The sequence below is a fragment of the Xanthomonas phaseoli pv. dieffenbachiae genome (assembly GCF_008639345.1).
Lineage (GTDB): Bacteria > Pseudomonadota > Gammaproteobacteria > Xanthomonadales > Xanthomonadaceae > Xanthomonas > Xanthomonas phaseoli.
Genome location: NZ_CP041380.1, coordinates 4,599,415 through 4,621,420 on the forward strand (window position 1 = coordinate 4,599,415; position 22,006 = coordinate 4,621,420).

Consider the following 22,006-nt stretch of genomic DNA (forward strand, 5'->3'; position numbering starts at 1 on the left):
AACGCGGGAGGCGCGTGGGGCAACGACGTGGTCGCTGCCGCAGCGCAATGGAACTGTACGTAGGCACCCCCTGTGCGACAATCGGGTACAAAGCGGACAGGTCGTACGGATTGCCGAACAATGAGCGGTCACCTCTCAGATATGGAGGCCTTCGTACGCGTGGCGCGCGCAGGAGGGTTTCGAGACGCCGCCAAGAGCGCGGGCGTGAGCGCCTCGACCTATAGCGATGCGATCAAGCGCATGGAGGCCTCGCTTGGCGTGCGCCTGTTCAACCGCACCACACGCAGCGTCGTGCTGACCGATGCAGGCAAGGCGTTGTTGGCACGCATCGCGCCCGCCTTGCTGGAACTGGAGAACGCCAGGGAGGTGGTCAGCGCCTTTCGTGATACGCCGACCGGCACGCTGCGGCTGAACGTGCCGGTCAGTGCCGCGCGCCTGGTGCTGCCAAGGATTGTGCCGGCGTTTATGGCGGCGTACCCGGACATCACGCTGGAGATCCTGACCGAAGAAAGTTTTGTCGACGTGATCGCCGCACGCTGCGACGCCGGCATCCGCTATGGCGAACGGCTGCAGCAGGACATGGTGGCCATCCCGATCGGCCCGCGCGTGCAGCGCATCGCCACGGCGGCCGCGCCAGGCTACCTGGACCGGCGCGGACGCCCCACCCACCCGCGGCAACTCGTTGCCCACGACTGCATCCGCGGGCGCTTCCCAAGCGGCGTTGTTGCAGAGTGGGAGTTCGAGCGCGACGGTGAAGTGGTCACCATCGTGCCGCAAGGGCAATTGCTGGTGGAGATCGGCGGCGGAATCGAGCTGGCGATCCAGGCGGCCATCGCCGGAAGCGGCATCCTGCATCTGTTCGAACAATGGCTGCAGCCGCAGTTCGACACAGGTGCGCTTGAACCCATCCTGCGCCCGTGGTGGCAGCCATTCCAGGGCCCGTACCTGTACTACCCCAATCGCACCCTCACACCGCCGGCGCTGCGCGCCTTCATCGAGTTCGTCAAGAACCTGCCTGACTGAGCGCGTCGGCAACGCTGCCGGCATGCAGTGCAGACGGCACGCGATTCAGCGAAGCGTGCTAGATTCCGCGCCCCGCCGGCGGCCGCCGTGCCGATTTCAAGCGCGCCAGTTGCGCTTCGTAGGCACGCGCGAACTCGTCGCCGAACAGGCGACGGAAGCATTCGTCCGGGTCGCTGCGCAGCTGCTCGAAGTTGTCGCGATAGCGTTCCCAGTAACGCCCCTTGCCACCGAAACCCAGGCGCTTGCCGCCGGCATCGGCTTCCTGCTCCAGGCGGTCCGGGCTGAAGTGGAACAGCATGGCGTCGAAAGCGGCGCGCATGCCGGCCAGCATCGCCATCTGATGGCAGCGGATATCGTCGAAGGCATCTTCGAATGCCGGCACCCCGGACAGAAACGACGCGCTTGGCGGTGCGAGCAACTTCTGCAGCGCATCTTCGGCGGTGGCGGCGAACTTGAGCGGATTGTTTTCCGAGCGCTGGATCACCGTGACCGGCAGCCGGAAGGTGTTCTTGATCTCGGCGCGTGCACGCAGCACGTCCATGACGCCATCGACCACGATGGCGAAGATGCGCTCCAGCTCTGCCGGCACGGTTGTTGCCGCCGACGCTGCGGCTGCAACCGGCACCGCCGCCGGCGGCGTGCATGGCGAAGCCACCGGCGCGGCCGTGGGCGATAACGCAGGCGATGGCGCGGACGGCGCAAAATCGCCAAGCGTCATGTCCCAGTTTTCCGGCAAGGTGGCGCGTGCATCGGCACTGGCCGGTGGACGGAAATGGTCGTGGCCGGCGTTGCTCTGATTCCATGCGCTGGGGCTGGCATCGCGCGCCGGCGCAGGCAACGGGTCGAGCAGGCGCAATGGATCCAGCTCGCGGGGCGTGCCGCTCAGCAGCAAATCGTCCAACGACCCGTCCACCGCAGGCCGTGCCGCAGGCGGTGTGCCGAACTCCAGCAGGTCAAAGCCCGCCGTGACGGAGGGGGCACGCAGCGCCGACGGCGGCGGCGCCACCTGGGTGCGGTCGTCCATCGCATCTGGCAGCGGGTCGAACACTGGCGCCGGCGTCGAGGCTGCGGCCAGCGCCTGCACCTGTACCTGGATTTCGAAGCTGTCCAGCTGCAGGCGGTCGCCATCGCTGAGCGCGGACGGGTCCGCACGCGTCAACGCAGTGCCGTTGAGCGACATGCCGTTGGTGCTGCGGTCTTCGATGAAATACATCCCGTTGAGGAAGCGCACCACTGCGTGCGTACGCGAGACGCCGGGCGCGGCCAGGACCCAATCGCTTTCGTCGGAGCGGCCGATGCTGCCGCCGGTGCCGGCAAAGCGCTTCTGCGCGCTGGCGCCGAACTGCGCGGCCTGCGCGCCGCTGACGGTGAGGATCAACTGCGAACTGGACACGCCATGGACTCCTGCAAACGGTGATCGGTAGGTGCGACTGGCATTCGTGCATGTCGGCAGAAAACGCTGCGTGCAGCGTTGCCGGTGGAGTGCATGCAGCAGACGGACATCGCCTGCGCTGGAGCACATTCGCAAGTGCTGATCGCCGTGCGCGCCCGCGCTGTCGGTTCGGCACCGAGGCTTCTTCTGGTGCGGCAGCCTGGCGTGTGCGCCGCATCCAACCATGCTTTGAAACACCAGCTGGGTCTCGCGCAGTTGGCGCCGATGCCGCGCCCACGATGTACCCCGCGCGGATCGCTACTTCGGCGATCAGGCGGCTTCATGGCGCCCCCACACTGGTCAGCAACTCCATCGCATGCGCTGCATAGTCGCTGCGCCGCGCCTCCAGCTGCGCCGGTTCGCGCGCGGCCAGCAAGGTGATGGCGGCGGCCACCGCGCGCGCCGTAAGGTGGTCGGCCGGCGGCACGGGGGTGGCCTGGTGCGGCGGCGCCAGGCTGCCGCCGGACCAGGCCACTGCCGCAGCCAGCCACGCGCCCAGGGAGACATAATCGCCGGCATGCGCGAATGCCTGCGCCGCGCGACGATGCGCCTCGCTGGGCTCGCGCACCCACTTCTCGGCCAGTGCCGCGCCGGCACGGTCTTCCTCGTCCAGGGTTTCGCCGCGCACGCATTGGCACAGCCAGGCCACGGCGTAGCGCTTGGGTAGCAGGCGCGCGAGCAGCTTGATGGCATCTTCGCCATGACCGCTGGCCAGCAGCGCGCTGACCGCCGCCTGCGGCGCCATCGGCGTACGCAGCTGCGCGCAGGCAGGCGCAGACAACTGCATCTGCGCACAGGCCTGCGCCAGCGAGAGCGTGGGCGCGCTCATCCGATCATAATCAGGCCGCCGCCGACCTGCACCAAGGCGTCGGCCTTGATGCTGACCAACGGGCCCTTGAGCGTGGCCGAGGCACCGGCTTCGGCACTGAGCATGCCGCCGGAGGTCAGTTTGAGCGTGGCATCGCCAGCCACCTCGGTGGCCGGCGACTTGGCCTGCAGCTGTGCATTGGCCAGCAGCTTGATAGCGGTGGAGGTGACCTTGGCTTCCGAGCTGGCATCGATCAGGATCTTGATGCCGCTCAACACGATCTCGCCGTTCTGTTTCATCACCAGCCGCGCGTTGCCGGTCACCAATTCGATTTCTTCGCCGGCTTTCAGCAGCAGCTTCTTGCCCACATCCACGCTGTCGTTGTTGTCGATGCGCGCACTGCGGTCGTGCTTGACCGTCAGCACCCGATCGTTGTCGATGGTGCTGGTGTGGTCGTGCTGCACCTCTTCGCGCAGATCGCGCTGCGCACGCAGGTAGAGCTCTTCCGCGCCGGCCTTGTCTTCGAAACGCAGCTCGTTGAAATCGGCGGTGCCGCCCAGCAGGCTGCGGCTGCGCACGCCGCTTTGGGTCTTGTTGTCGGGCAAGGAAAACGGCGGGGCATGGTCGCCGTTGTAGACGCTGCCCACGATCAACGGGCGGTCCGGGTCGCCCTCCAGAAAGCTCACCACCACTTCCTGCCCCACGCGCGGCAGGCTCATTGCGCCCCAGCCCTTGCCGGCCCACATCGAGGCCACGCGCACCCAGCACGATGGCGCGGCATGCGGGCGTGCCGCAGTGGCCCAGTGGAAGGTCACCTGCACGCGGCCATGCGCATCCACCACAATGTCCTCGTCGGCGTCGCCGGTCACCACCGCCGTCTGCAGGCCGGCAATGGTCGGCTTTGCGGTGCGTTGCGGGCTACGGTACGGCAGCCGGCTTTCCATCACCTGCACGCTGCTGGAAAACGGCGGCTCGCCGCCGCCGTGTTCGGGCGCGGCCAGCGTGGTGTGCGCCGACAGCACCAGATATTCCTGGTTGACTTCGGCACGCGGAAACCCGCGCAAGCGAAACAACGCACCGACCATCAGACCGCAGGCATTGGTGGTGGCCGCATGGCTGGCGCGCTGCACGTTGTGCGCCTCGGTGCGCACCTGCACGTAGCGGCTACCGTCGGCCTGCACGGCGTGCGTACCTGGGTAATCGAAGGCGATCAGCCCGTCGACGGCGTGCAACTGTTCGCCGCTGGCGTCGGCCTCGGCGGCCAGCGATGCCCGCGGCTGCAGCGGGTCGTAGTCGGTGCTGCCGTGCTGGCTGGAATGTACGCCGCGCGCACTGCGCCAATGGCTCACCACCGAGCGCATCACGCGCCGGTCGTCGGTTCCCGGCGGCACGTAAGGCAAGCTGTCCACGCCGTTTTTCGCTGCATGCGCACCCAGCGCATCGGCCAGCACTAACGTATGCGCACTGCGGGTATGGGTGAAGTAGTAATAGATGCCTTCGAGTTCCAGCAGCCGGCTGATGAAGCTGAAATCGTCCTCGCGGTATTGCACGCAGTAGGTGCGCTTGGCGTATTGCGCGCTCAGCTGCTGCTGCACATCGCCGTAGCCGATGTCGCCCAGTACGCTGGTGACGATCTCCGGCACGCTCATGTCCTGATAGATGCGGCAATCGCGGCGTTGGGTCAGCAGCCAGGGCCTGGGCACCACCTGCAATTCCAGCACGGCGTAATCGAGCGCATCAACCACGGTGTAGCCGTTGTGCGCGCAACTGGCCACCATGCCGTGATACCAGCGCTGTTCGCCCTCGCCATCGGCCAGTTGCACCGCCACTGGCGTGCCAAGCAGATCACGCAGGCTGGGCTGCAGCTCGCTGCACAACGCATCGATGCGGTAGTCGAACAGCTGCCCCAACGCTTCGCTGGCCTGCATGCGGTGCAGCAGCAGGCGCTCGCCAAGGTCGGAGTGCAGCGTGATGGTGCGCGGCATCGAAGCATCCACAGGTGATGGGGCAACGCACGTTGCGCTGACCGACGGCGCTGCGTTGCGCCCGCGTGCAACGGCAGGCGGCGAAAGGCACGGCAACCGTCACGCGCATGCTCACATGCGTGCGTGCGGCAAAGCCGACATTTCGTCTCAGCCCGGCCCAGGCGTGCGCGCGGTCACGACCCAGCCGTGCACGGGCTGGCCGCGCTCGCTGCGCAGCACGTCCAATTCCAACGCGATCGGCTGTAAACCGGCGCTATGCAACGCGGCGCGCACATGCGCCTGGCTATGCCGATAGCGCCCGCTGGCATCCAGTTCGACCCGGTCGTCCCGCGCGTCCAGCGCTTCGACCGTGAAGCCCAGCACGCCCCCTGGCGTGAGCGCGCCGGCAGCGGCAACGAGCACCGGCTGCAGCGCGCTGAAGTACACCAATGTGTCGGCCGAACCGATCACGTCCCATTGCGCGTGCTGCGCGTGCAGGTATGCGGTGAGTTCGGCCACCTCCAGCCGATCGTAGCCACCGCGTTGGCGTGCCTTGGCGACCATGCCAGGCGACAGGTCCACGCCCACCAGTTGCCGTGCATACGGGCGCCACAGCGGCGCACACAGCCCGGTGCCGCAGCCGGCATCGAGCATGCGCAAGCCTGCATGCGGTGGCGCAAGGCAGGCCGCCAATGCCTCGGTCAGCCGTTGCGGCGCGCGGTACTCCAGGTGATGCAGCAACTGTTCGTCGAAGCTGTCGGCAAAGCCATCGAACAGTTCACGCACATAGGTATCGCCGGCACGCGGCGGCGGCTCGGCGCCGCCACAGGCGGCCAGCATATGCGTCGCCACCGCGTTGCCCGGCGCAAGCGCGAGCCAGTCGCGATACACCGCTTGCGCCTGCGCATGCTCGCCCAACAGGTAGAGCCCGGTGCCCAGCGCCTCGCGGGCGTGCAGGTTGTCCGGCGCCAGTGTGCAGGCCTGCTGCAGGCATTGCACCGATTGCTGCAGATGCTCGGTGTCCTGCGCGTGATTGCGCAGGAACAGGCCGAGCAGGTAATGCGCATGCGCAGACTGCGGATAGGTGTGCAACAACGCCGCATAGGTGACGAAGGCTTCTTCGCCGCGCCGCTGCGCTTCCAGCACCGCTGCCAGATTCGCCAGTGCATCGGCATGCGCAGGCGCCAGCGCCAGTGCGCGGCGATAGCAGTGTTCGGCATCGCGCAGGCGGCCGCATTCGCGGTGCACATTGCCCAGGTTGTTGCAGGCATCCGGTTGCGCGGGCGCCAGCGTCAACGCCTGGGTGATGGAGGCCACCGCTGCGGCGCTATTGCCGCGCTGGTGCAGCAGGATGCCCTGGTAATGCAGCGCGTCGGCATGTTCGGGCTGATCGTCCAGCAGCTGCGTGTACAGCTGCGCGGCATGTTCGAGTTGGCCACTGCGGTGCGCGGCGATCGCCTGCTGCAGGGCGTCGGGGTGTGGCTGGGTCGCAATTTGCATGAGCTTCTCCAAGGACACGGCAACCGGTGGTGCGGACACGAACGTGAGCGCGCAGCCGCACGGCATCACGTCTGCAACGCGCGGCCAGCACCACGACCGTGGTGCTGATGCGCCGGGGCGGCCACCGCCTGGAATCGCTGCGGGCGCTGGCAGGCTGGAGTACCTGCGCAGGGGCGCGATGGCAGCCAACGGGCGGCGGCCTGCCACCGGTCATCCGCCCCCAACGCACCACTCACCCGATCAGCACGGTGAAGCAGCCCAGGGTGATCACCCCGCCATGCGCGGTGCTGTCGCCCAGACGCGCAGCCGGCTGGCCTGCGATCAACACGGTCGGTGCGCCGGCCACGATGCTGTCCGGCGGGCCGACGCAGACCGCCATGTCGCCCAGCCGCGCCGCCGGCAGGCCGCCGATCAATACCGTTGGCGCGCCGGGGCTGACGATCGGCCCGCCCACATGCGGCACCACCCCGGTCACCATGGGGCAGACATGCAAATCGGTCAGGCGCGCGGCAGGTTGCATCGGCACGCTTGGGGAGTGGCCATGCACGGCACTATCCAGCCAGGCCGCAGCGGTCACCCGACAATTCGTCTCAGCGTTGCGCCACCGAGGTGGTGGTCTCTGCCTCACGGGTGTCGGGCGACGGTTTCGCCAACGCCAACGCCAGGGTCTGGCGCGCGGCACGCAGTGGCGCGTCTGCATTGCCGAACATGCCGGCAAGAATCTGCAACGCCTGCTGCGCGTGGTCGCGCGCGGCCACGGTCTGGCCCAGCCTGCGCTCGGCTTCGGACATGCCGCGCAGGATCTCGGCCGTTTGCGGATGCGCGCGCCCCAGCACACGCTCGGAGGCCGCGAGCGCGGCGCGCTGTTCGGCCAGCGACGCCTCCACCTGGCCGTCATCCAGCAGCCAGAACGCATGGTTGCTGCGATAGGCGATGGTGGCCGGTGCATCGTTGCCGAAGGCCGCGCGCGCGCGCTCCAGCACGCTGCGGTAGTACGGCCCGGCTTCGGCCAGCTTGCCCTGCTGCCGTAACGCGCCGGCCAGGTTGCCTTCGACCATCAAGGTGTCGGCGGCGCTCTCGCCATACAACCTGCGTGTGACCTGCAGCAGCGGCACGAGTTCGGCTTCGGCACCGGCAAAGTCGCGCTGCATCAGCAGGAACACCGCCAGGCTGTTGCGCATCGACACCACCAACGGATGCTCGGGCCCGCGCATGGCCATGCGCTCGCGCAGCAGGCTGCGCTGCAAGGCGATCGCCGGTACCAGCTGGCCGTTCTCGGCCAGCATGGCAGCGTAGCTGTTGCCGGCGTCGATCCGCTGGTCCGCGCTGCTGGAGGCATTGGCCAGCGCAGCGACATAGGCATGCCGGCTCTCTGCCAACGCATCGCGCATGCGGCCCTGTTCGCGCAGGGCCCATGCCAACCAGGCACGCAGCTCGTTGCCCATGGCCTGCTGTTGCGCATCGCCGCGTGCTGCCTGCGCAATGCCCTGGCGCAAGACACGCTCGGCGTCGCCGGGCTTGCCGTCGCCAGTGAGCGCCTGACCCAGCATGGAAACCGCCTTCAACGCCGGCAGGCTGCCCGCGCCCTCGGTCTGCTGTGCCAGGGTCTGTGCGATGCGCAGATGCTCCACGGCCTGCGGAAAATTGGCCAGCGCAATGAGCGTGCGGCCCAGCGTCAGTTCCACCTGGGTGCGCGCATCGGGTTGGTCGGCCAGCTCGCGCGCCGCACGCTGCGAGGCCTGCTGCAGCACGCGCAGCATCAGGGTCTTGTCCAGGTCGCGCGCCACACCGGGGTCCACGCTGGACAACACCGAACTCATGAAATCGCCGGTGACCTGCGCGCGTTGCGCATCGCGCGCGGCCTGCTGCAGCGACCACAGCGTGGCACCCAGGCCGGCGACCACGGCAATCGCAGCCAGGCCGGCGGCAACGACGCCGCTGCGGTGACGCTGGGTGAATTTGCGCAGCCGCAGCCAGCGGCTCGCCTGCAGGGCGCGCGGCGGGTAACCGTCCAGCCAGCGATGCAGATCGTCCAGCAGCGCGGACACCGATGCGTAGCGCGCCCCCGGTTGCGGTTCCAGCGCGCGCAGCACGATCGCATCCAGCCCGTCGCGCAGCGCCTCGTGCAATTTCTGGTAGGTGGTCGCGCGCGCCGCGCAGATGCGCGCACGCGCATCGGCCGGCACGGCAGCCACCCGCTGCGACGGCGGCTGCGGTACCCCGTCGCGCCCGGCCACCGGCGCCAGCCCGCAACTCAGTTCGTAGAACATCGCTCCCAACGCATAGATGTCGCTGCGTGCGTCCACATCCTGCGCGCCGCGTGCCTGCTCCGGGCTCATGTAACCGGGCGTGCCGCGATCGTGCGCACAGGTCGTGCCCGGGTTGGTCGCATCGATGGCGATGCCGAAATCGATCACCCCCGGCATCGGCCGCCCGTCGATCTCGCTGACCAGCACGTTGCTGGGTTTGAGGTCGCGATGGATCACGCCCTTCTGATGCGCGTGCTGGACTGCCTCGCTGACGCGCAGCATCAGCAACACGCGCGCATGCAGCGACAGGCGGTGTTCGTCGCACCACCAGGTGATCGGCTCGCCGCGCAGGTACTCCATCACCAGATACGGCTGGCCATGGGCATCGGTACCCACGTCGTGGATCTGCGCGATCGCCGGGTGCACCATCTGCGCCAGCAGCCGGCACTCGAATTCGAACAGCGCACGGCCCTGCGCATCCAGCGCATCGGCGGCCACCAGCTTGATCGCCACCTCGCGCTCGTACGCGCCATCGGCACGGTGACCCAGATACACCCGGCCCATGCCGCCGGCGCCGATCAGGCGGTCGATCGCCCACGCACCGAAGCGCGTGCCGGCCGGCAGCTCCGGTAACGGCGCACGCAATGCGGCGGCGGCCTGTTTCAACGGCGCCCGCACGCGCAAGGTGGCCTGCGATTCCACCGCCAGCATCGCCAGCAATTGGTCGCGCACGCTGGCGTCGTCGCCGGCCTGCGCGCGCGCAAATGCCTCGCGCTCGGCAGCAGGCAACTGGCAGGCCTGGTGGAACAGGGCTTCCAGGCGTTGCCACGCGGTGGCGGCCAGGCTCACAGCTGCGCCGCCAGCCACACCCTGGCAAAGCGCAGATCGCGCTCCAGCGTCGGCACCGAGACCTCCAGCTGTTCGGCGGCCTCGGCCACGCTGAAACCCACCAGCTCGGTCAACGCGAAGGCACGGGCCTTGCGCTCGTCCACCTGGGCCAGCTTGTCGAAGGCATCGGCCACCAGCATCAATGCCTCCGGCCGTGCGGCGCCGTCGGACAGGCTGATGGTCAGCGTCACCGCCTGCCCCAACCGTTTGGCGCTGGCCTGCTGGCGCGCCAGGTCCACCAACAGGTGGCGCATCTGCAGGGCGGCCACCGAATAGAAATGCGCCCGCGAACGGAAACCCTGCTGGCCCTGTTCCAGCCGCATCCACGCCTCGTGCACCAGCTCGGTCGCCTGCAATCCAGCGCGCCCGTCGCGACGCAGCTCGCGCATGGCGGTGGCGCGCAGCACGTCATAGACGTGGCGCGCCAAAGCGTCGCCCGCGCCGGGTTCGTCGCGCTGCCAGGCCTGCAACAACTCGGTGATCGGCAGCTCGGACATCCAAGCCCATCTCGCCTGCGTGGACACGCAGTATCCCGCATTGGCGCCAGCGCGGAACACGCCGCCGGCAATCATTTGAATCCCCGATCACCGCGCCCCGACCGCGGAGCAGCCCAGGCAGGTAGCAAGGTGTCGCCGGCAGCCGGGGCCATTCCAAGCACGCCCAGCCTGTCCCCGGCAGAACACGGCCCCAGGATGCCGCGGTATCGGGTCGCAGCGGCTGCGCGGGCAAGCACGGGCCTGGTGCCGGTCTTGCGTGCCTGCCGTCACGTCATCGGCAGCGACCGCGTCACCGCGACGTCATACGACGCCGCTAGCCTGCGCCCCTCCAAAGGGTGGGAGGTTCGGGTGTCCGCACATCCAAAGCGCGCCTGGGCACGTCTGTTCACCGAGCATGGCCCGGTGCTGCGCGGCTTCTTCGTGCGCCGCGGAGCAAACGAGGACGCCGAAGACCTGGTCCAGGAAACCTATCTGCGCCTGCTGCGTGCGCATCAGCAGCCTGGCCAGGCCATCGCCAACCCGGAAGCGTACCTCTATACGGTGGCGGTCAATCTGGCGCGCGAGCAGGCGGTGCGGCGCAGGCAGGCGCCGCTGCGTATCGAGGACATGGAACAGTTCGCGCAACGGCTGGTGGCCGGCGACGATGTCGAAGACAGCGCCCAGCGGCAACAGCGCCAGCAACGCCTGCAGGCCGTGCTGGCCGGGTTGCCCGAACGCGTCCGCGCGGTCTTGGTGATGCAGTACCGCGACGGCCTGAGCTACAAGCAGATCGCCCAGCGCCTGGGGGTGTCTTCGCACATGGTCAAGAAATACGTGGTGCGTGGCCTGTCGGCCTGCAGGCTGGCCTTGGCCGACGAGGGAGCGCACTGGTGATGCGCGCATCGCCAGCGGCAGCACGCCGCCTGACCGAGGAAGCGGCACACTGGCATGCGCTGCAACGCATGCAGCCGCTGGATGCCGACCAGCAGGCGCGTTTCATGGACTGGCTGACCGCCTCGCCGGCGCATGTGCGCGAATACCTGGCAGTGACGCAGGTGGCCGGTGCGCTCGGTGAGGCATTGGATGCAATGGCGCTGGATGTCGAGGCGCTGCTGCAGGCCGAGCGCCAACGCGACACCGGGACGGCGCGCAACGTGGTGGCACTGCCGTTGCCGCCGCGGCGCGCAGCGGACGCAGCACCCCAGACCCGTCGGCCGCGGTCGCTGGCACGCCGGCCGCGCTGGCAGATCGGCCTGGCCGCGATGCTCGCCCTGATCACCGTCGTCGGCAGCTGGGCCTGGCCGCGCACCACCACGTATGCCACCGCGCATGGCGAACAACGCCGCGTGCAGCTGGCCGACCGCAGCGTGGTGTTCCTCAATGCGGATACGCGCATCCAGGCCACGATGACGCCATGGTCGCGCCGCCTGCAGTTGCTGCAGGGCCAGGCAAGCTTCGATGTCGCAGCGGACCGGCGTCGGCTGCAGGTACGGGCACTGGGCCTGCGCGTGGAAGACATCGGCACCGCGTTCGACATTGCGCTGCATGGGCAGCAGGCACGCGTCGACGTGTCTGCCGGTCGCGTGCATGTCTGGCGCGCCGACCACCCGGCGCAGCCGATGCTGGCCAACCTGGGCGCAGGACAAAGCGCGCGCATCGACGAGGCCGGCCAGGTCGAAGTGAGCAATGAAGATATCGCCACCATGCATGCATGGCAGCAGCAGCGCATCGTGTTCCGCGACGAGCCGTTGCGCAACGTGGCCGAAGACTTCAATCGCCTCAATCGCATCCAGCTGCACATCGACGATGCGCGCGCCGGCGCGATGCGCCTGACCGGCAATCTGCGTAGCGACGATCTCGCCGGCCTGCAGGCGTTTCTCGCACGGCAGCCCGGCCTGCGGCTCGAACAACACGCCGATGCGCTGCACATCGTCAGCCGTGCACCACAGGCGACCACCCACCGGTAGCGCGCGCGGCGAGTGCGGCCAACACGCTGACGCTCACGTGCGTGCAGGAATCGGCACTGCAGACAGCAAGGCATTGCCCGGTGTGTGCATGCGATTGGCAGACACGCCGCGGTGTCGTGCTGCCATGCCTGTTCGTATCGCGTATCGGCGTTGACGCATCTGCGCAACGCCCGCCTTGCATCGGGACCGATGCATTGGAGCTCGGCGTGCGCGTTGCGCTGCATGGTGCCGCGTCACGCAACGATACGACGCAATGGGCGATCGAACCGGCAACGTGCTTTTCCCCACGCACCACTGGCCTGCGTGCGCTCCACGGCACGCGCACGTCATCGCCTGCGCACGTGTCACAGAAAATTCATCGAAAAACGGTGCCCGACTTGGCTCGTCGCGCCTCGTAGAGGGGGTAGTCGCCGCTTCGATCCGCATGGATCGATGCGGTGCCCCCTCTCCCTCTGCCTGGAAGTGATGATGCGCCGCTGCCTGTTCCTGTCCGTTGCCCTCGCCCTGCATGCCGGCGCTGCCGGTGCCCAGACGCCACCCGTCGCAGTCGACGCCATTCCCGCGCAACCGCTGTCACGCGCGCTCAATACGCTGTCGCGCCAGACCGGCCTGCAGTTCGTCTACGCAGCCAGCGTCGGCGGCACGCTGCAAAGCCGCGGCACCGCTGCCGGCGCTGCACCCGAACAGGCCTTGCAGCAACTGTTGCAAGGCACCGGATTGCGCTATCGCTATCTGACCCCGACCACGGTGACCATCGAACCGGCCGAGACGGTAAGCGATGCGCCCGCGGCAACGCCGCCCGCCGCCGCTACCACCACCGAACCCCCAGCCACCGCAGGTGCGCCGGTGCGCGAACTGGACAGCATCCAGGTGCTGGGCAGCTATGCCGGTAGTCTCAGCGCCGCGCTGCGCGAGAAACGCTATGCCGACAGCGTGGTCGACGTGATCGCCGCCGAAGACATCGGCAAGCTGCCGGCGCAGAACGTGGCCGAAGCCTTGCAGCGCGTGCCGGGCGTGTCGATCGTGCGCGACCGCGGCGAAGGCGTGTACGTACGCGTACGCGGCCTGGGTCCGAATTTTCAGGTGACCACGCTCAACGGCCAGACCATGGCGGTCAACGAGAACGTGCGCACCTCCGGCCAGACCGGCCGCCAGTTTCGCTACGACACCTTGCCGGCAGAACTGGTCTCCGGCCTGGATGTGATCAAGAGCCCCACCGCCGATCTGGACGAAGGTGCCATCGGCGGCATCGTCAACGTGCGCACCTTCCGCCCGCTGGAATTGGGCAAGACCTTGCTCAACACCTCGCTGGAGTCCAGCCAGGCGCAACGCACGCATGCCAACGACCCGCGCGTGTCCGGCCTGTTCAACTGGGTCAATGCCGATGGCACCTTCGGCATGCTGGTGTCCGGCGCCTACGCACAGCGCAGCCTGCGCCAGGACCGCGTCAACGAAGTGAGTTGGGATTATTACCCCAACGGCGTGCCTGGTGCGCCGGGTGCGTCCTACCTGCCCACCGGGCTGCGCCCGACGCTGGAATTGGAAGAGCGCGAGCGCACCGGCGTGGCCGCTTCGCTGCAATGGCGCCCCAGCGCGGCCTGGGAAACCAACCTGGACCTGCTGTATGCCAAGCAGACGGTGCACTACGACGAATACAGCCTGGGCGTGGGCTTCGACGGCGTGTCCAAGATGAGCAACCTGAGCGTGGACCACGGCGGGGTGACCGGCTTCGACTATCGCAATGGCCAGGTGCAGGTCTCGCGCGAAACCTCCGGCATCACCGACGACAACCGCAGCGCACGCCTGTCCAGCACCTGGAATGGCGATCTGTGGACGCTCGGTGCAGTGGCATTCCACTCGCAAGCACACAGCTACGACTCCGACCCGATCCGCCGCACGCGCCTGCGCAGCGCCAGCAACCTGTCGATGCGGGTGGAGATGCCGCAGGCCGACGACGACAACGTGCCGAACTGGAGCTTCACCAACGGCTTCGATCCGACCAACCCGGCCAGCGTCAGCGGGCGCCGGCTGGAATGGCGCGAGATCGACGCGCGCGACAAGGAAGACGCGCTGCAGCTGGACGCCAAGCGCACGCTCGGCGATGGCTGGCTGCGCGACATCAAGTTCGGCGCCAAGTACCGCCAGCGCTCGCGCACCTACGATCGCGCCGACCTGCTGTTCAACCGCATCGCCGGCGTGCAATTTCCGGCCAGCTATTTCACCGCACTGCCGGTGAGCGACATGCTGGTCGATGGCAAGGGCACGCTGCCGCGGCATTGGCTGGCGCCGATCGAAGCGCCGTTCTGGGGCAACTGGCCGACCGCCGCCGATCTGAGCGACACGCCCAACAGCGCCGACCTGCAGAACTCCTACGAGGTGCGCGAGAAGATCGGCTCGGCGTATGCGATGACCGACTTCGGCGGCAACCTGGCCGGACGCGAGCTGCGCGGCAACCTGGGCGTACGGCTGGTGCGCACCGAGCAGACCACCGACGGTCACGCCGACCTCGACGGCGCTGCCCAGCCGGTGCATTTCGAGCGCAGCTATACCAACGCGTTGCCGTCGTTCAATGCGGCCTGGGACGTGCGCGAGGACATGGTGCTGCGGACCTCGGCGGCCAAGGTGATCACCCGCCCGGATCTCACCGACCTGTCGTCCAAGCTCACCTTCAACTCCAGTGGCGAAGTGCTGACCGCCAGCGGCGGCAACCCGGCGCTGCGGCCGTTCGAGGCGTGGCAGTACGACCTGACCTTCGAGTGGTACATCGACGGCACCTCGGCGCTGACCGGTGGCGTGTTCTACAAGGACATCTCCAGCTTCATCCAGACCCAGCTGTCGTACCTGGACTATCAGGGCCAGACCTATCTGCTCTCGTCCAAGACCAACGGCAGCCAGGCCAGCGTCAAAGGCGTGGAACTGGCCTACCAGCAGGTGTTCACCGGCCTGCCGGCGCCGCTGGACGGCCTGGGCATGCAGCTCAACTACACCTTCACCGACAGCGAGGCGACCTACCGCGATGGCGACCGCCGCTTCACCGACAGCCTGGAAGGCGTGGCCAAGAACACCTACAACGCCGTGCTGTTCTACGAGAAGGGCCCGCTGATGGCGCGCGCCAGCTACAGCTGGAGCGACAACATCGTCAACGCGGTCGGCACCGCCAACGTCGCCACGCTCAACAGCGACGCCTTCGGCAGCCTGGACGCCAATGTCGCCTGGAAGGTCAACGACACCCTGTCGGTGTTCGTCAACGCCATCAACCTCACCGGCCAGGTGCAGCGGCAATACGTCGGCGACCACCTGTTCGGCGGCTATACCGACTACGGCCGCACCTGGTCGCTGGGTCTGCGCGCGCGTTTCTAAGCGCGCCTGCATGCCTTACGTAGCGGTCGTCGCGTTCGCGCGCGGCCGCCATCGCCCTGCGCCGATGGTTTCGTCCCACCGCTTCATTCGCACTGGATCTGCCGATGCTTCTGCGTTTTTGTCGACGCGCTGCCGCCCTTCTCGGGCTCGCGCTCGTACCGCTCTGCCCCGCCCACGCCACCGACGCGGCGCCCGACACGCTGGAAAAGGTGCTGATTCTCAAGCGCCATGGCGTGCGTGCGGCGATGTCCAGCCCCGAACAGCTCGGCCGCTATTCGCTGCACCCATGGCCGCGCTTCGCCGTGCCGGCCGGTCACCTCACCGCCAACGGCGCGCAGCTGGAGCGCCTGTTCGGCGATTACTACCGCGCGCGCTACACCGCCCTGGGCCTGTTGACCGGCGATGGCTGCGGCCAGGCCTATTACTGGGCCAACCGCACCCAACGCACCATCGCCTCGGCCGAGGCGATGGCCAGCACGTTGACGCCTGGCTGCGCCAACCCGGTGCACAGCGTGGCCGCCGGCCGTTCCGATGTGTTGTTCGACGGCACCGCCGCGCTGCGTCAGCCCGACGCGCGTGCGCGCATGCAGGCGGCCATCGCCGGCCGCATCGGCGGTGACGCCCGCGCCTGGAACGCCGCACAGGCCGATGCAATCGACACGCTCGAACACCTGCTGCTGCAATGCGCCCAACGCCCCTGCCCGCCGCAGGCTGCGCCCGGCAAGCTGCGCCTGACCACGGTACCGGCCGGGCTGGACGATGCCGGCCCGTCGATTCCCGGTATCGATGGTCCGGCTGCCGCCGCTTCAGGCATCACCGAAAGCCTGCTGATGGGCTGGGCCGATGGGCAGGACTTCGCTGCACTCGGCTGGCAAGGCCTGGACGAAGCCACGCTGCTGCGCGTGTTCGCCCCGCACCAGGCCGAATTCGCCCTGCGTCTGCGCACGCCCACCGTCGCCCGCCTGGCCAGCACGCCGCTGGCCGCACGCCTGCTGGCGACGCTGCAGCAAGGTAGCGATGCAGCCTCTTCTGCCGACGCCATCGGCGGCGATGCGCGTCTGGTGGTGGTGTCCGGCCACGACGGCACGCTGACCCTGCTGGCTGGCATGTTCGATCTGCATTGGCAGTTGCCAGGCTACCAGGCGGACCAGACGGTGCCCGGCGGCGCGCTAGTGTTCGAGCGCTGGCGACGTGCGGACGGCCAGCGCGTCATCCGCCTGCGCTACACCGCGCAGAGCCTGACGCAGCTGCGCGAACGACAGCCATTGACGCTACAGGCACCGCCGCCGAGCGCGGCCATCTTCATTCCCGGCTGCAGCACCGCCACGCCGGCCTACGACTGCCCACTGCCGCAGTTCGCCCACCTCGTCCAGGCCGCCCTCGATCCGCTCGCCATGGACCACTGATCCCCTACGCGGCGCGCTGGGCCCAACGCGTCGCGTCCATTCGCTGTTCCCCAACCGCACGAGGTCACCATGCTCAAGCATCTTCGTTCTCTGCTCAGTGTCGGAATCGGCTTGACCCTGGCCTGCGCCGGCGTCGCCCACGCGCAATCCAGCGTCGGCGTCCTCGACGTGCTCACCTACAACGTCGCTGGCCTGCCCGAAGGCATCTCCAGCAGCAATCCCGCCACCAACACGCCGCTGCTCGCACCCAAGCTGGCGCCGTACGCGCTGGTCAACGTGCAGGAGGACTTCAACTACCACGCCGCGCTCTATGCCGGCGACAACCACCCTTACCGCACCCCCACCAGCGGTGGCGCCGCCATCGGCGATGGCCTCAACACGCTGAGCAACTACCCCTTCAACGACCTCACCCGGGTGAAGTGGGACAAGTGCAACGGCACCGACTGCCTGACGCCGAAGGGCTTCAGCTACATGCAGCTGCGGTTGGACAACGGCGTGCTGCTGGACGTCTACAACGCCCATCCCAATGCCGGTGACGCAAGCGCCGACCTGGCCGCCCGCCGCGCCAACATCAGCCAGCTGTCGCAGTTCATCACCACCTGGTCGGCCGGCAACGCCGTGCTGGTGATGATGGATTCCAACACTCGCTACACCCGCAGCGAAGACAACATCCGCGAGCTCATCGCCAGCAACAACCTGATTGATCCGTGGGTGGAACTGATCAAGGGCAACGCCCCGGCCGCCGGCGCGGCGCCGCTGCTGTGCGGCACCCCGCCGACCAATCCCTGCGAGGTCGTCGACAAGATCCTGTACCGCGCCGCGCCGCAGCTGACCCTGGCCGCCAACCGCTACCAGCTCGATCCAGGCAACTTCTACGACAGCGCCGGCAAGCCGCTGTCGGACCACTATCCGCTGTATGCGCAATTCGGTTGGGCGGTGGGCACCGACGTGCGCACCAGCGACAGTTTCGGCGGACCGCATGGCGTACCGTTCAACGACGTGGCCGGCGGCGCCCACCAACGCCAACTGCGCAGCGTCACCCTGCGCGGTGACGCGCGTCTGGATGCGGTGGCCGCCAGCCTGGACAACGGCGTCACCCTGGCCCACGGCGGCAGCGGCGGAACCGCCACCACCCTGGCCTTGGCGACCGGCGAACAACTGACCTCGGCGACCCTCACGGTGGGCCAGTACAACGGCCGCACCCGGCTGTTCTCGCTGAGCCTGACCACCAACCAGGGCCGCAGCATCGCCGCCGGCACCCCGACCAGCGAGCGCTACACCCTTACCGCCCCCGCCGGCTGGCATATCGCCGGCTTCACCGGCCGCGCCGGCGATGCCATCGACAAGCTTGGGGTGATTTACCGGAAGAATTGACAGAGCGCTTGCACTCTTGCGGACACAGCGGACAGCACGGCATGCAAGACGCCGTGCTGTCCTTGCCGCGTCGGACAGGCCGCGTCTACCAAGAGGCTGTGCTCGTGATGGTCGCCGGGATCTAAGCGCTGCACCGGGTGCCGGATCGCCGCATGGCAAGCCCGCATCGGCCACCCCGGCCAGGACACGAGGATGACCCGGTGATCGCTTGCTCAGGCCTTCGCGTACAGCCCAGCTGCTTGGCTCAGATCAACGCGATCCTCAGCCAAAAGGTGCCGACTCGGCCGCGCTGGCCGCCAGTTGCTTCATCCAACCGATGTCCATCCATCACGCCGAGCGCCCCTTGCTCAGAGGCGCCTGCAGGCTGAGACGACACCAGAGGCCCCACCGCGACGGGGGCACGCTCATTTCGGCAACAGCCCACTTGCTTGGTAACTTTCGATCAACGCATCGAAGAGCTTGATGTCGGATCGACCGCGAGCCATCAGCTGCGCGCCGCCGATTGCGGCAAAGATGGTGCGAGCGCGCTTCTTGGCGTCCTTGGCACCCACAACCTCTGCCGCAACCAGCATCTTGGAAAGCCATGCGATGTTCACATCGGCAAAGGCTTGAACCTCGTCTTTCACTATGTCCGGAAGGTCGTCGTACTCGGCAGCCATGAAGCTGCACAGGCAGATGCGATTTCCGTTTTCCAGCGAGCGACGGAAGGTCTCCGGATAGCGGCGCAACGCCTTCATCGGCTCTTTCGTTTCCGCTGACAAGGCGTCCAATGTGGCGGCCGAATCTTCCCAATAGCGTTTGGCGACGGCGGCGGCGAGGTCCGCCTTGCTCGGGAAGTGGTGATAGAGGCTGGCCGCCTTGATGCCCACATCCTCCGCAAGGCTGCGCACGTTCAAACCGCTGTAGCCGTGCGCCTGCGCGATCCTGGTCGCCGCCATCAGGATCTTGTCGCTGGAATTCGTACTTTCCTGCTTCTTCACACGTCCGCCTTCGACAGGTGTTGACAGCGCGCAGTATAGCGCGCATCGTGTTACCTAACAAACGTTAGGTAGTTGATGCCGAGCCGCGTTTGCCATCCAACTTTCCTTTGAGAGGCGACCCATGCGCAGCGAACTTTTTTATCAAGATGCCACCCAGCTGGCAGAACTGATCCGCACCAAGGAGATCTCCCCGGTCGAGGTCGTGCAGGCGCACCTGGACCGCATTGAGGCGGTGAATCCCCAGATCAATGCCATCGTCAATCTGGCCGATAGCGCGCTCAGCGCAGCCAAGGCAGCCGAGGCCGCGGTGCTTGCAGGCGATGCGCTCGGCCCGCTGCATGGCGTGCCCTTTACGGTGAAGGACTCCATCGACACCGTCGGCGTGCTCACCCAGCGCGGGTCGCCGATTTTCAAGGGGCGCCGTCCAGACACCGATGCAACCAGCGTGGCACGCATGAAGAAAGCAGGCGGCATCCTGCTGGCGAAGACCAACCTGCCGGAGTTCTCGTACTGGATCGAAAGCGACAACCTGCTCACCGGCCCGACCAGCAATCCGTGGGATGTCAGCCGTACCTCGGGTGGATCGAGTGGCGGTGAATCGGCGGCCATCGCCGCGGGCATGTCGCCGATCGGTCTCGGCACCGATCTGGCCATCTCGGTGCGTGGCCCGGCAGCGCAGACCGGCATTACCTCGATCAAGGCGACTCACGGCCGCATTCCGATGACCGGCATTTGGCCGCGTGCGCCTCGCCGCTTCTGGCATGTCGGGCCGATGGCCCGCTCGGTCCGCGACATCGCGCTCGCCTTCGCACAGCTTGCCGGTCCCGATGGCAAGGACGCCTTTTCCAGTAGTGCCGTGCCGTTCGACGCCGGCATCGGCCGCCAACCCTACCGACCGCTGCGGGTGGGCTGGATGATCGGCCCCGGCTACGGCCCGGTCGACCCGGAAGTGCAAGCGACCGTGCGCGCGGCGGCCGATGCGCTGAAGGACATCGGCATCTTCGTCGAAGAGGTGCGCATCCCGGCACTGGAACGCGATTTCGCACTCGATGTCTTCAACAAGTTGCACGTCATGGAGATGAAGCCGGCGTTTGCCGAGGCAGTTGCGGGCCATGAAGATCTGATGTTCAAGATGTCCAAGACGATGCTGTCGATCGCCGACACCTCGCTCACCGACTACATCGCCGCAGAGCAGGCGGCCGAGCGCATCCGCGACGGCTATGCCGACTACTTCAGCCGCTACGACGCCCTCATCACCCACGTCCTGCCCATCCCCGCCCACAAGCACGGCGTCGCGGAATTCACCATCGACGGCCAGACCGTGGACGCCACCTATCTTCAGGGCGCAACGGTGCCGCTCAACGTCGCCGGCCTGCCTGGCGTAGCGATGCGATTCGGCACCAGCAAGGAAGGCCTGCCCATCAACGTACAGATCGTCGGCAAGTGGCAGGCCGAATCCACCATCCTGCATGTCGCCGCGCTGCTGGAAAGCGTCAGCCCGGTCCGCGACCTGCACCCGTCGCTGTGAGTGCAACAGCGCTCGGGAGCCGGCAACTCCCGAGCGCCATTCCATCGATTCCCAGAAAGACGACGCGGTCAGAGTTCATCCTGCTGTAAATCATTGACCCTGGTGTTTGCAGATCACGCTGACTATTTTCCTGCGTCGGCATCCATCGCGCGGTCGCCTGCGGTAACGCGGCTTTAATCACTTGGAAACGCAATGACGGCCAGCGTTCTAGCGTCATCTCGGTTACGCACAAACGCCCATCGGCATGCCGCCGCACCCAGGGGGCTGCTTACGCTTATCAACGCAAGCCATCTCCCATTCAACGCTGGGCCGCCTCGCAGAGCTTGCGATTGAACCAGGTGGACCTGGCAATGGGCAGGTACGCATCCCAGTCGCTGGGCGGCAGCATCGTGCTGTTCTTGTCCAGCTCCGCCTGGAATGAGGCCTCGTCGCGGCTGCGACCGGCCATGGTCTCGTCCAACGCCGCCAGGCACTCTTTCGGGCGATTCAGGCGCAGCAGGGTGAGCGCGCGGTCGTTGGCGAAACGGTCGCGATCGAGCCAGTTCAGGAACTCGCCGCACTCGCTCGCGAACGCCTGCATACCGGCGAGCGCTTCGGTATAGCGCTTGCCGCGATAGTCGCGCAGATACGCTTCACGTCGTCGGCTGCTAGCGGCGGAGGTGCAGCCGGCCGGCAATTGCAGATAGTCGCCTTCGAAGCTGGCGCGCATGCCGCAGTAATCGCGGCAGCTGTCCTGCGTCAGTGCGGCAATGCTGAAGCCACCTGCCACCGGCTTGAACGACAGCCTGCATGGCGCGTCGCTGGCATCGCTCACTTCTGCTTTTTCGCCCTGCAGCGTGCCCTCCAGCGAACACGTGTGGCCGTTGGCGCCCACCGCGAGAATCTCGAAGTGGCGCGCCCCACCCTTGTCGCTGACCTGCAGGCTGCCCCAACCTTGCTTGGTGCCGTATTCGCCGGGCGTTGGACCGGCCGCCATCGCGCCGAACGCCGCCAGCCACACCAGTATCCCGCACCATCCATATCGCCGTGCCATTGCTTCGTCCTGTTCGAC

16 protein-coding genes are annotated in these 22,006 nt (G+C 67.5%); 7 read left to right on the plus strand and 9 right to left on the minus strand.

Annotated elements, in window-relative coordinates; all coding sequences use genetic code 11:
- Window positions 1–141: 141 nt before the first annotated feature.
- On the plus strand, window positions 142–1,023 hold the full coding sequence (locus FLG15_RS20515) for a LysR family transcriptional regulator (protein WP_057678456.1): 882 nt from the start codon (window positions 142–144) through the stop codon (window positions 1,021–1,023).
- A 58-nt stretch (window positions 1,024–1,081) separates the two neighbouring features.
- Here FLG15_RS20515 and tagH read toward each other — a convergent pair whose 3' ends face one another.
- The 7 genes from tagH to ecfK form a co-directional block, all read right to left on the minus strand.
- Complete coding sequence (tagH, locus tag FLG15_RS20520) at window positions 1,082–2,416, minus strand: type VI secretion system-associated FHA domain protein TagH (RefSeq protein ID WP_057678457.1); 1,335 nt, start codon at window positions 2,414–2,416, stop codon at window positions 1,082–1,084.
- Window positions 2,417–2,735: 319 nt separating this feature from the next.
- Complete coding sequence (locus FLG15_RS20525; RefSeq protein ID WP_057678458.1) at window positions 2,736–3,284, minus strand: DUF6931 family protein; 549 nt, start codon at window positions 3,282–3,284, stop codon at window positions 2,736–2,738.
- The gene (locus tag FLG15_RS20530; RefSeq protein WP_057678459.1) at window positions 3,281–5,248 is read right to left on the minus strand and encodes a type VI secretion system Vgr family protein; all 1,968 of its coding nucleotides are present in this window, start codon (window positions 5,246–5,248) and stop codon (window positions 3,281–3,283) included. The genes FLG15_RS20525 and FLG15_RS20530 overlap by 4 nt, the downstream gene beginning before the upstream one ends.
- 147 nt (window positions 5,249–5,395) lie before the next feature.
- Complete coding sequence (locus FLG15_RS20535; protein ID WP_150147238.1) at window positions 5,396–6,727, minus strand: tetratricopeptide repeat protein; 1,332 nt, start codon at window positions 6,725–6,727, stop codon at window positions 5,396–5,398.
- 232 nt (window positions 6,728–6,959) lie between these two features.
- Window positions 6,960–7,274 (minus strand): PAAR domain-containing protein, encoded by a 315-nt coding sequence (locus FLG15_RS20540; protein ID WP_017156340.1) that lies wholly within the window; start codon window positions 7,272–7,274, stop codon window positions 6,960–6,962.
- 43 nt (window positions 7,275–7,317) lie between these two features.
- Window positions 7,318–9,843, minus strand: a complete 2,526-nt coding sequence (locus FLG15_RS20545) for a protein kinase domain-containing protein (protein WP_150147241.1) — start codon at window positions 9,841–9,843, stop codon at window positions 7,318–7,320.
- Entirely contained in the window at window positions 9,822–10,361 is a 540-nt protein-coding gene (gene ecfK / locus FLG15_RS20550; protein WP_057678467.1) for an ECF-type sigma factor EcfK, read from the minus strand. Before ecfK ends, FLG15_RS20545 begins: the two co-directional genes overlap by 22 nt.
- Before the next feature lie 348 nt (window positions 10,362–10,709).
- On the opposite strand from ecfK, the gene FLG15_RS20555 reads away from it, so the two are divergent.
- From FLG15_RS20555 to FLG15_RS20580, 5 genes are all read left to right on the plus strand, one after another.
- Entirely contained in the window at window positions 10,710–11,234 is a 525-nt protein-coding gene (locus tag FLG15_RS20555) for an RNA polymerase sigma factor (RefSeq protein WP_057678461.1), read from the plus strand.
- The gene (locus tag FLG15_RS20560; RefSeq protein WP_057678462.1) at window positions 11,234–12,307 is read left to right on the plus strand and encodes a FecR family protein; all 1,074 of its coding nucleotides are present in this window, start codon (window positions 11,234–11,236) and stop codon (window positions 12,305–12,307) included. Before FLG15_RS20555 ends, FLG15_RS20560 begins: the two co-directional genes overlap by 1 nt.
- 465 nt (window positions 12,308–12,772) lie before the next feature.
- The gene (locus tag FLG15_RS20570) at window positions 12,773–15,667 is read left to right on the plus strand and encodes a TonB-dependent receptor (protein WP_209228175.1); all 2,895 of its coding nucleotides are present in this window, start codon (window positions 12,773–12,775) and stop codon (window positions 15,665–15,667) included.
- Between the two features lie 104 nt (window positions 15,668–15,771).
- Window positions 15,772–17,073 carry a histidine-type phosphatase gene (locus FLG15_RS20575; RefSeq protein WP_150147247.1) on the plus strand — a complete coding sequence of 434 codons (1,302 nt, stop codon included), beginning with the start codon at window positions 15,772–15,774 and terminating at the stop codon, window positions 17,071–17,073.
- A 69-nt stretch (window positions 17,074–17,142) separates the two neighbouring features.
- Entirely contained in the window at window positions 17,143–18,447 is a 1,305-nt protein-coding gene (locus FLG15_RS20580; protein WP_057678464.1) for a jacalin-like lectin, read from the plus strand.
- Between the two features lie 404 nt (window positions 18,448–18,851).
- Here the strand turns inward: FLG15_RS20580 and FLG15_RS20585 are convergent, their stop codons facing one another.
- Complete coding sequence (locus FLG15_RS20585) at window positions 18,852–19,427, minus strand: TetR/AcrR family transcriptional regulator (RefSeq protein WP_204243829.1); 576 nt, start codon at window positions 19,425–19,427, stop codon at window positions 18,852–18,854.
- 121 nt (window positions 19,428–19,548) lie between these two features.
- Between FLG15_RS20585 and FLG15_RS20590 the strand changes: the two genes are divergently transcribed.
- A complete protein-coding gene (locus FLG15_RS20590) occupies window positions 19,549–20,955 on the plus strand; it encodes an amidase (RefSeq protein ID WP_057678465.1) in 1,407 nt (468 codons plus the stop codon).
- A gap of 298 nt (window positions 20,956–21,253) precedes the next feature.
- Here the strand turns inward: FLG15_RS20590 and FLG15_RS20595 are convergent, their stop codons facing one another.
- Window positions 21,254–21,988, minus strand: a complete 735-nt coding sequence (locus FLG15_RS20595) for a hypothetical protein (protein ID WP_057678470.1) — start codon at window positions 21,986–21,988, stop codon at window positions 21,254–21,256.
- Window positions 21,989–22,006: the final 18 nt, after the last annotated feature.

Bases quoted from the DNA above. Each gene is read 5' to 3' on its own strand.
- FLG15_RS20595 (WP_057678470.1), bottom strand. From the start codon at position 21,988: ATGGCACGGCGATATGGATGGTGCGGGATACTGGTGTGGCTGGCGGCG.
- FLG15_RS20575 (WP_150147247.1), top strand. From the start codon at position 15,772: ATGCTTCTGCGTTTTTGTCGACGCGCTGCCGCCCTTCTCGGGCTCGCG.
- FLG15_RS20515 (WP_057678456.1), top strand. From the start codon at position 142: ATGGAGGCCTTCGTACGCGTGGCGCGCGCAGGAGGGTTTCGAGACGCC.
- ecfK (WP_057678467.1), bottom strand. From the start codon at position 10,361: ATGTCCGAGCTGCCGATCACCGAGTTGTTGCAGGCCTGGCAGCGCGAC.
- FLG15_RS20590 (WP_057678465.1), top strand. From the start codon at position 19,549: ATGCGCAGCGAACTTTTTTATCAAGATGCCACCCAGCTGGCAGAACTG.
- FLG15_RS20530 (WP_057678459.1), bottom strand. From the start codon at position 5,248: ATGCCGCGCACCATCACGCTGCACTCCGACCTTGGCGAGCGCCTGCTG.
- FLG15_RS20560 (WP_057678462.1), top strand. From the start codon at position 11,234: ATGCGCGCATCGCCAGCGGCAGCACGCCGCCTGACCGAGGAAGCGGCA.
- FLG15_RS20525 (WP_057678458.1), bottom strand. From the start codon at position 3,284: ATGAGCGCGCCCACGCTCTCGCTGGCGCAGGCCTGTGCGCAGATGCAG.
- FLG15_RS20580 (WP_057678464.1), top strand. From the start codon at position 17,143: ATGCTCAAGCATCTTCGTTCTCTGCTCAGTGTCGGAATCGGCTTGACC.
- FLG15_RS20570 (WP_209228175.1), top strand. From the start codon at position 12,773: ATGATGCGCCGCTGCCTGTTCCTGTCCGTTGCCCTCGCCCTGCATGCC.
- FLG15_RS20535 (WP_150147238.1), bottom strand. From the start codon at position 6,727: ATGCAAATTGCGACCCAGCCACACCCCGACGCCCTGCAGCAGGCGATC.